Origin of the sequence: Flavobacterium sp., from assembly GCF_044361065.1 — a bacterium.
In the GTDB taxonomy this organism is placed as follows: Bacteria; Bacteroidota; Bacteroidia; order Flavobacteriales; family Flavobacteriaceae; genus Flavobacterium.
Window position 1 is genome coordinate 1 of record NZ_JBIKJI010000086.1, and the last position, 8,859, is coordinate 8,859.

10 protein-coding genes and 1 pseudogene are annotated in these 8,859 nt (G+C 29.7%); 5 read left to right on the forward strand and 6 right to left on the reverse strand.

The genetic code is table 11. From position 1 onward, the window contains the following. The 5 genes from ACIQ11_RS06465 to rlmF all read left to right on the forward strand — a co-directional run. Positions 1–232: His/Gly/Thr/Pro-type tRNA ligase C-terminal domain-containing protein (locus ACIQ11_RS06465; RefSeq protein WP_396153882.1), on the forward strand; the 232-nt coding region annotated here is incomplete at its 5' end. Between the two features lie 86 nt (positions 233–318). Then, positions 319–819, forward strand: a complete 501-nt coding sequence (infC, locus tag ACIQ11_RS06470; protein ID WP_291241622.1) for a translation initiation factor IF-3 — start codon at positions 319–321, stop codon at positions 817–819. Between the two features lie 112 nt (positions 820–931). Further along, positions 932–1,129, forward strand: coding sequence for a 50S ribosomal protein L35 (gene rpmI, locus ACIQ11_RS06475; protein WP_140964640.1), 198 nt, complete (start codon positions 932–934; stop codon positions 1,127–1,129). Positions 1,130–1,250: 121 nt separating this feature from the next. After that, the gene (gene rplT / locus ACIQ11_RS06480) at positions 1,251–1,595 is read left to right on the forward strand and encodes a 50S ribosomal protein L20 (protein ID WP_091312626.1); all 345 of its coding nucleotides are present in this window, start codon (positions 1,251–1,253) and stop codon (positions 1,593–1,595) included. Positions 1,596–1,719: 124 nt separating this feature from the next. Next, positions 1,720–2,634 carry a 23S rRNA (adenine(1618)-N(6))-methyltransferase RlmF gene (rlmF, locus tag ACIQ11_RS06485; protein WP_396153883.1) on the forward strand — a complete coding sequence of 305 codons (915 nt, stop codon included), beginning with the start codon at positions 1,720–1,722 and terminating at the stop codon, positions 2,632–2,634. 33 nt (positions 2,635–2,667) lie between these two features. On the opposite strand, the gene ACIQ11_RS06490 is transcribed toward rlmF, so the two are convergent. From ACIQ11_RS06490 to ACIQ11_RS06515, 6 genes and pseudogenes are all read right to left on the reverse strand, one after another. Then, the gene (locus tag ACIQ11_RS06490; RefSeq protein ID WP_396153884.1) at positions 2,668–3,366 is read right to left on the reverse strand and encodes a response regulator transcription factor; all 699 of its coding nucleotides are present in this window, start codon (positions 3,364–3,366) and stop codon (positions 2,668–2,670) included. A gap of 3 nt (positions 3,367–3,369) precedes the next feature. Continuing rightward, the gene (locus ACIQ11_RS06495; protein WP_396153888.1) at positions 3,370–4,953 is read right to left on the reverse strand and encodes a sensor histidine kinase; all 1,584 of its coding nucleotides are present in this window, start codon (positions 4,951–4,953) and stop codon (positions 3,370–3,372) included. A 70-nt stretch (positions 4,954–5,023) separates the two neighbouring features. Then, entirely contained in the window at positions 5,024–5,611 is a 588-nt protein-coding gene (gene coaE / locus ACIQ11_RS06500) for a dephospho-CoA kinase (protein ID WP_396153885.1), read from the reverse strand. Between the two features lies 1 nt (position 5,612). Next, the gene (locus ACIQ11_RS06505) at positions 5,613–6,608 is read right to left on the reverse strand and encodes a glycosyltransferase (protein WP_396153886.1); all 996 of its coding nucleotides are present in this window, start codon (positions 6,606–6,608) and stop codon (positions 5,613–5,615) included. 84 nt (positions 6,609–6,692) lie between these two features. Continuing rightward, the gene (gene fabV / locus ACIQ11_RS06510; protein ID WP_396153887.1) at positions 6,693–7,886 is read right to left on the reverse strand and encodes an enoyl-ACP reductase FabV; all 1,194 of its coding nucleotides are present in this window, start codon (positions 7,884–7,886) and stop codon (positions 6,693–6,695) included. A 55-nt stretch (positions 7,887–7,941) separates the two neighbouring features. Beyond that, positions 7,942–8,859: pseudogene (locus tag ACIQ11_RS06515) on the reverse strand (DNA repair protein RecN); the annotation flags it as partial.

Here is an 8,859-nt window from a genome sequence, read left to right on the forward strand (position 1 = left end):
CGAAATTCGCGCCCTAATTGACAACCGAAACGAGACAATTGGTAAGAAAATTAGAGAAGCAGAAATGCAGAAAATGCCATTTATGCTAATAGTTGGTGAAGAAGAAGAAAAAAATGGTACCATTTCTGTACGTCGTAATGGACAAGAAGGGAAAGGAAATATTACAGTTACAATTGAAGAATTTGCAAAAATTGTAAATGAAGAAATAAGCAAAACATTGAAACAATTTTAAAGTTTAACTAAAATTACAGAGTCATAGCAATTAGAAGAGGAAGAGGGAGTTACACTCCTAGAGTAGAAAAAGTAGCCGCACATCGTATTAATAATTTAATTAGAGGTGTAGCTGAAGTACGTTTAGTAGGTGAAAACATTGAACCAGGTGTTTACAAAATGGCTGATGCATTACGATTTGCAGAAGAACAAGAAGTAGACTTAGTTGAAATTTCACCAAACGCAGAACCACCTGTTTGTAAATTGATGGATTATGGAAAATTCTTATACCAACAAAAGAAAAGGGAAAAAGAATTAAAAGCAAAATCTAGTCAAGTTGTAATTAAGGAAATTCGTTTCGGACCTCAAACTGATGAACATGATTATGAATTTAAGAAAAAAAATGCTTTAAAATTCTTACAAGAAGGTTCAAAATTAAAGGCATTTGTATTTTTTAAAGGACGTTCTATTATCTATAAAGAGCAAGGACAAATTTTATTATTACGTTTGGCTCAAGATTTAGAAGAATTCGGAAAAGTAGAAAGCATGCCTGTTTTAGAAGGAAAACGTATGATTATATACATTGCTTCTAAGAAAAAAGTAAAATAATGCTACAAGCAATATGCAATAAGCCATAAGCTATCAAAAGCCTAATGCTTACTGCCTAATGCTTAAAGCTATCAAGATAGTAAGTAAGAATAAATTAAATACCTAGGAAAAAATGCCTAAAATGAAAACAAAATCTAGTGCTAAGAAACGATTTAAAGTTACTGGTTCTGGAAAGATCAAAAGAAAACACGCTTTTAAGAGTCACATTTTGACAAAAAAATCTAAAAAACGTAAATTAGCTTTAACTCACTCTGGTTTAGTTCATAAAACAGATGAGAAAAGCATTAAACAACAATTAAATATTATTTAATACGTTGTTTGGTTAAAACTAATTAATAACCCTGGAGTGGGCAGACTTCGACAGGCTTAGCCTGACAACAGAAGTTGAAAGTACTAATATAGTCGCCTTACTACAAAAAACATTTAAAATTATGCCAAGAGCAGTAAATTCAGTAGCTACAAGAGCTAAAAGAAAAAGAGTATTAAAACAAGCAAAAGGATTCTTCGGAAGACGTAAAAACGTTTGGACAGTCGCTAAAAATGCGGTAGAAAAAGCAATGTGCTATGCCTACCGTGATAGAAAGCAAAAGAAAAGAAATTTCCGTGCCTTATGGATTATGCGTATTAACGCTGGTGCAAGACAATACGGAATGAGCTATTCTCAGTTTATGGGTAAAGTAAAAGCTAACAACATCGAATTGAACCGTAAAGTTCTTGCCGATTTAGCTATGAACCACTCAGAAGCATTTGCAGCTATCGTAAATAAAGTGAAATAATCAACGTTTAATCATATTTATATCTTACTTATACAAAATCCCAATCGAAAGGTTGGGATTTTTTGTTTCTTATCATAATGTAAATCTGTATTATTAATTGTAAATTTGCCACTTACAATAGAATATGGAAAATAATGAAACAAACCTTTCTTTTGAAGGTTTACACCCAAGAAACAAACATATTGGCAGATATGACTTTGCACAATTAATCAAAACACATCCCGATTTAAACTTACATTTATTCTTAAATAAAGCAGGAGAAAAGTCAATTGATTTTTCAAATCCAATTGCTGTAAAAGCATTAAATAAAGCCTTATTAATGCATTTTTACAATTTAGAATACTGGAATATCCCAAAAACCAACTTATGCCCTCCTATTCCAGGACGAGCCGAATACATTCATCATATTGCAGATATATTAGCAGCTTCAAATGGCGGAGTAGTTCCAACAGGAAATGCCGTTAGAATTTTAGATATTGGCGTAGGTGCAAATTGTATTTATCCAATTATTGGAAATCATGAGTATGGTTGGACATTTGTAGGAACCGAAGTGGACAAACAATCTTTACTATCTGCAGAAACCATTTTAAGTAAAAATCCAAAACTTAATGAAAACGTAACCGTTCGATTTAATGATAACAAACGAAATGTTTTAAAATACATTTTAGAATCGGAAGAAGTTTTTGATTTTGTTATTTGCAATCCGCCTTTTCATTCCTCTGCGGAAGAAGCTGCAAAAGGTTCATTACGAAAAAACAAAAACTTAGGCCAAAAAGTAGCTGACAAACCCGTTTTAAATTTCAGTGGTCAGAATAACGAATTATGGTGCGAAGGTGGCGAATTGGCTTTTGTAACCAATATGATTTATGAAAGTGTTCACTTTAAAAATCAATGTAAATGGTTCAGTGCTATTATTTCTAAGAAATCAAACTTGAAGCCATTGTACAAACAAATGAAGAAAGTAGAAGTTAAAAACAGTACTACACTTCATTTAACAAACGGAAACAAAACAACACAAATTATTTGCTGGCAATTTTAATAAAAAAAAGGCTACCATATGGTAGCCTTTTTTTTATGAATTTACAACTAGGCGAAAACCTTCTCCGTGTATGTTTAATATTTCTACACGTTCATCTAACTTTAGATATTTTCTAAGTTTAGCGATGTATACATCCATACTTCTTGACGTGAAATAATTATCGTCTCTCCAAATTTTTGTTAATGCTAGTTCTCTTGGCATTAAATCATTTTCGTGAAGGGCTAACATTTTTAACAATTCAGATTCTTTTGGAGATAATTTAATAGGCTCTTGATTATCAAAAGTTAAAAATCTCAATTTAGAATTTAAATGGAATTTACCAATAGTAAACTCAAAAATAGTTGAATCTGGTTTTGTTTCAGATGCTTTTCTTTGAATAATCGCTTTGATTTTCATCAGCAACACTTCTGAATCGAACGGTTTGTTTAAATAATCATCAGCTCCAACTTTATAACCTTTTAAAACATCTTCTTTTAATGTTTTAGCTGTCAAAAAGATAATTGGCACTTCTGTATTTCTTTCTCTAATTTCTCGCGCTAAAGTATAACCGTCTTTATATGGCATCATTACATCTAAAATACATAAATCGTAAGTATCTTTTTTAAACTTCTCGAAACCTTCCATTCCGTTTTTAGCTAATGTAACTTCGAAATCATTTAATGATAAATAATCTCTTAAGACCGATCCAAAATTTGGATCATCTTCTACTAATAAAATTTTTTTTGCTTCCATATCTTAATTTATTAATGGCAATTTAATTATAAATGTACTTCCTTTTCCTTTTTCACTTTCAACAAAAACCTCGCCATTATGATCGTCGATAATTTGTTTTACGTAGGCTAAACCTAAACCATGTCCTTTAACGTTATGTAAATCGCCAGTATGCTCTCTAAAAAATTTTTCAAAAACCTTTTTTTGCACGGCTTTTGTCATTCCTATTCCGTTATCTTCTATTTTAATAAGCACATAATCTTTAATGTTTTCCGTATACAAATTAATAATTGGTTTTTCTACCGAATATTTCATTGCGTTATCCAAAATATTAACCAAAACATTTGTAAAATGTACATCATTTAAAAGCACAGTATTTCTATTGGCATTAAAATGAGTATGTATTTTCCCTTCTCTATCTTCTAAAATTAAACTCACATGATCAATCGCATCCTCAATAAAATCTGTAATTTCTTGTGGTTCTTTATCAATATTTAATTCGTTTCTTTCTAATTTTGAAATTCTAAGCACATTTTCAACTTGGGCATGCATTCGTTTGTTTTCATCCTTAATCATTTGAAGATATTTTTGCACCTTTTCTTTATCATCAATAATTTTAGGATTTTTTATTGCGTCTAAAGCTAAATTTATTGTCGCAATTGGTGTTTTAAATTCATGAGTCATGTTGTTTATGAAATCTGTTTTTATTTCAGATATCTGCTTTTGCATAATTAATTGTTTTAAAGCACTGGTATAAGTTACTAAAATTATTACAACAAACAATAAAGTTAAAATTGTCATCGGTAACATTGACGAGAATACAAAATTTGTTTTATTTGGAAATCTAAGTAATAATTTATAATCTGATTTTCCTTCGGCATCTAATAAAATAGGCACACTATATGTAGTGCATTTATCATATCTAAACTCTTCTGATTTTATTTTTGTCGCTAAACCATTTTTATACACTGCAAACTCATAAGGTGTTTTTAATTCTGATTTATATAATTCAAAATTCAAAACATCATTTACTAATTTTGAAGAAATTCTCTTATGAATTTGTCTTTGAGAAACAATATCTCTAAACAAAAGTTCAAATTGAACACGGTCTAAAATACCTAATCTACCATTTTTTTGAATGGTAACGTTAGGTTTTGCACCAATATTAGTTTCGCTACCTTCTAAAGAATTATCTTTATAAACTTGAGTTTTTCTTTTTGCTTGGTATTCTCTAATTTTAATAGCACCAGCATTTTTATCAAAGAACGAACCATCTATACCAAAATCTTCAGGAATAATTGTGTTTGAATAAATTAAAACTTCTTTTGTATTGAAATCTTTTTCGTAATAAAAAAGTTGTTTTAATTGCTCTTGCATTGGTTCTCTTCCTGTACTGTCTTTAAATTTTTTATAAGACGTATAGAAATCAACCATTTCTTTATTGTTTAGCTTTTCAGAAACATTACTTAAAACCACTAAAGCGTGGTGTTTAAATTGATCGTCATTTTTTTGAAACGAACTATTAATCCAATATAACTGGACTAAAATAATTCCTATCAAAGAAATACTCATTAAAAAAACTAATATTCTAAACCTCGTTTTATTCATCATAGCAAAGTTAGGGCGGAATTAAGAGCAAGCGAAATAATTAACCAATATTTAACAATTATGTTAAAATTTAAATATTATTTAATTTTTTTATTAAAATATCGACAAATTCATACGTTTTCTCTAAATTTTCATTTTCAATAACATATGTCGCTAATCTAATTTTCTGTTCTTCAGGAAGTTGGTTTTGAATTATCTGTAAAATAATATCTTTTGACGTTTTATCTCTTTCCAAAACACGTTGAATTCGGGTTTCTAAAGGCGCTGTAATTAAAATAGTGGCATCACAATAATCTTGCCCATTCGTTTCAAATAAAATGGCTACTTCTTTAATTACAAATGGAGCATCTTGATGTTGAGACAACCAATTGTCAAAGTCGCGTTTTACTTTTGGATGAATAATTGAATTGAGTTGTGCTAATTTATCTTTATCCGAAAATACCAAGTCACGAATTAACGTTCTATTTAAATAACCATTTTCTAAAATAACGTTTTCTGAAAAAAGAGCTTGAACTTGTTGAATAACTTCTTTAGTATTCATTATTTCTTTCGCAGCTTCATCTGCAATATAAACAGGAACTCCTTTTGAAGCAATATAAGTTGCTACAGTTGTTTTACCTGTTCCAATTCCACCAGTAAGTCCAATTATTTTAGTCATTTTATTTTTTAAAAAATAGTTTTGGAAAGGCAACCTCAGGTTGTTGTTTTAAAATATGAATTTTAAGATATGAAAGTAAAAACCCTTTTCCATATCCATAAAACTGAATTATTGTTGCTACCAAACTATATAAAGCAATTTCTATAGATTTATTTTTTTTCAATGAAGCAAGAAACAACAGTATAAAATAAAAACCATACACATATAAAAAGTAAGGAAAGTTGAAAATTGCAACTAAAGCAGAAAACAAAAATCCTACTAAAAACAAAGTTGGAAACCAAAATGTAATTTTAGCATATTCTGGATACCAAGAATTTAAGATTGGTCTTGCTAAACCGAATTTATTTACTTGCGTATAAAATTTATTCCAATCTATTCTTCGTTTATGATATACAAAAGCTTTGGAAATTAATTTTGTTTTGTACCCTAATTTCCATAATCGAATAGATAAATCTGGATCTTCACCTGGATGAATATTTCCGAAACCTTTTGATGCTTCAAATGCTTTTTTAGATAAGCCCATATTAAAACTTCTGGGCTGAAATTTATCTATTTTTTCACTCCCACCTCTAATTCCGCCTGTAGTTAGAAAAGAAGTCATAGTGAAATTTATAGCTTTTTGAATATTTGAAAAAGAATCCAAAGCCGCATCTGGTCCGCCAAAACAATCCACAAAATCCTTTTTCAATTCTTCATCAACAGTTTGTAAATAATTGTCTGGAATAATACAATCTGAATCTAAAATGATAAAATAATCACCTTTAGCCATTTTCATTCCATAATTTCTGGAATCACCTGGACCTGAATTGGGTTTAAAATAGTAACTTACATTTAAAGTTACATATTTTTGAGTTATATGTTCACAAGTAATTGAAGAACCATCTTCTATAATTACTATTTCATAATTAGCTGTATAGGTTTGTTTTGACAAACTTTCTAATAGTTCATCAATTTCATCAGGTCTATTAAAAATAGGTATAATTAAAGAAAATAGCATGGTCTTGTTTTATAAAAACAAAGATATATATAAAAACAAAAAAGTCCTGATAAATCAGGACTTTTAAGTAAAAAAATTACAGCTTTATTTTGAAATACTTGGAATAAAAATCATTTCTGATGTTTCTGCTTGATAATCTACACCTTCAAAACCAAAACCAAATAAACTATCAAAATCATTCTTATATCCTGCTAAATCTCCAATTTCAGATAAATTTTCAGTTGTAGCTACTTTCCATAATTTAGCCACTTGTTCTTGAACGTCATCACGCATTTCCCAATCGTCAATTCTAATTCTTCCTTTTTCATCTGTTGGAATGGCATTGCCACTATATAATCGGTCTGAATATAAACGTTGCATTTGTTCGATACATCCTTCGTGAATGCCTTCCGCTTTCATAGTTTTATATAATAATGAAATGTATAATGGAATTACTGGAATAGCGGAACTTGCCTGTGTTACCAATGCTTTATTAACAGAAACGTATGCTTTACAGTTTACACTTTCTAATTGTTTTGTAATTTCAAAAGCCGTAGCTTCTAAATGATCTTTTGCACGACCAATTGTTCCTTTTCTATACACAGCTTCAGTAACTTCTGGACCAATGTAAGAATATGCTAATGTCATTGCGTCATTTGCTAAAACGCCTGCATCTTTTAAGGCATTCATCCACATTGACCAATCTTCACCACCCATTACTACAACTGTATTATCAATATCGTCTTGATTTGCAGGTTCGATAGAAACTTCTGAAACATTTCCAGTATGAAAATCAACTGTTTTGTTAGAAAATTTTCCACCAATTGGTTTTAAAGTAGAACGGTGTAAAACCCCAGTAACAGGATGCATACGAACTGGTGAAGCCAAACTATATATTACTAAATCTACCTGACCTAAATCTTTTTTAATTATATCAATCGTTTGTTGTTTTATTTCATTTGAAAAAGCATCACCATTTATACTTTTTGCATATAAACCTGCTTTATCTGCTTCCATTTCAAAAGCAGCAGAATTATAATATCCAGGAGTAGCCGTTTTTCCTTCACTTGGCTCTTTTTCAAAGAACACACCAATAGTAGCAGCATCACAACCGAATGCACTTGTAATTCTTGAAGCTAAACCAAAACCTGTTGAAGCACCAATTACTAAAACTTTTTTTGCCCCATCAATTTTACCTTTTGATTTTACATAGTCAATTTGATTTTTTACATTTTTTGCACAACCATCTGGGTGAGCAGTTAAACATATAAATCCACGCATTCTTGGTTCGATAATCATAATTTTATATTTTTATTGTTGTTGTATTTATAAACTTGATACAAAAGTATACATTTTAATTTAATAATGTTTTAGCGTGAGATAGAGCCGATTCGGTAATTTGTTTACCTGATAACATTTCTGCAATTTCAATAATTCGTTCTTCAGAATTTAATTTTACAATTTTTGAAATCGTATTCTCTAAAATAGTTTCTTTCGAGACTTTATATTGCGAATCGCCTTTTGAAGCAATTTGAGGCAAATGTGTAATCGCAAAAACTTGTCGGTTGGTACTCATTTTTTTCATAATTTCTCCCATTTTTAGTGCAATTTCTCCGGAAACTCCAGTGTCTATTTCATCAAATAAAATGGTAGGTAATTTTGAAAAATCAGCTAAAATTGCTTTAATCGCTAACATTATTCTTGACATTTCTCCACCTGAAGCTACTTTTTTAAACGAACCTAAACTGGTTCCTTTATTAGCCGAAAACAAAAGTTCTAATTCATCTGTTCCGTTAGAAAGAAACGAATTTGAAGTATTTAATTCCATTTTAAATTGCGAATCGGGCATACCTAATTCATACAAAATAGCAGAAATTTTAGAAATAAAAACAGGAATGGCTTCACTCCTATTATCTGATATTGTTTTAGAAATAGTGTTCAATTCAACTGTTTTCTGACTTAAATAATCCTTTAGTTGAAGTATTTTTTCATCTAAATTGTCTACTAAAAGTACTTTTTCTGATAGTTGATTTTGTATTTCTAACAAGTCTTCAATTGAAGTAACTTGATGTTTTTTTTGTAAATCGTAAATAGTTTGCAGTCGATTTGAAATAAATTCTAATCGTTCTGGATTATAGGTGTTTTTTTCGGCTAAATGAAATGTAGTATCAGTAATATCCTCTAATTCAATTAATGTAGATTGTAATCTTTCGAATACTTCTGAATACGAGGAAGAAAACCCAGCAATTTTTTGCAATGAATTTTTACAATC